We start from the raw sequence: 704 nt of genomic DNA, 5'->3' as shown, positions 1-704 counted from the left end.
CGGTGTTTGTCAAACTAGTTGTCGCGATCACTACGTTATGCACTCTCCACGTTGACGATTTCACGTTCGGGGTTTAGGTGCACTTTCTCTGGTAAATCCCAGTTGCGGATGTCACCACTCCAGCGCTCAGGCGTTTGCTCCTTAGCACGTTGATACACTTCTTTTCTCTTTGCCAACACTTCACTTGCCACCCCAGAATGTCTTTGGTGAGGGGTTATATATTTAATACCGCTATGTTTGTGGTTAAAATTATACCAGTGGCTAAATTTCAACACCCAACTACGTGCTTCATCTATTGTTGAAAACCCTTTATACGGATAGTCAGGACGATATTTACACGTTTTAAATATCGACTCAGCATAAGCATTATCATTGCTCACCCTAGGACGATTAAAAGACGACACGACGCCTAAACTATAAAGTGTTTCAAGCATTGATGAGCCCTTCATTGGGCTTCCATTATCCGAATGCAGCACCAAAGGGTTATCTTTAACTCTTTCTTTTAAATGAGCTTTTCTGATTAACATTGATGCATTCTCTGCTGATTCGTCATCATGAATTTCCCATCCAACAATCTTTCGACTAAATATATCGAGTATCAAATATAAATAAAAATGCAGCCCCTTAGCGGGACCTGGTAACCAAGTAATATCCCAACACCACACTTGGTTCGGCCCTGTAGCACAGTGTGTCGTCGGTACTAT

General features: G+C 41.9%; 1 protein-coding gene. It reads right to left on the bottom strand.

The window, feature by feature from the left end:
* Positions 1 to 35: 35 nt before the first annotated feature.
* Positions 36 to 704: DDE-type integrase/transposase/recombinase (locus CWB66_RS14500; RefSeq protein WP_171037509.1), on the bottom strand; the 669-nt coding region annotated here is incomplete at its 5' end.

It is taken from the genome of Pseudoalteromonas sp. S558 (assembly GCF_005886635.1).
GTDB lineage: Bacteria > Pseudomonadota > Gammaproteobacteria > Enterobacterales > Alteromonadaceae > Pseudoalteromonas > Pseudoalteromonas aliena.
The sequence above is the reverse complement of the archived record's forward strand: the minus strand, read 5'-3'. Positions and strand labels throughout refer to the sequence as shown.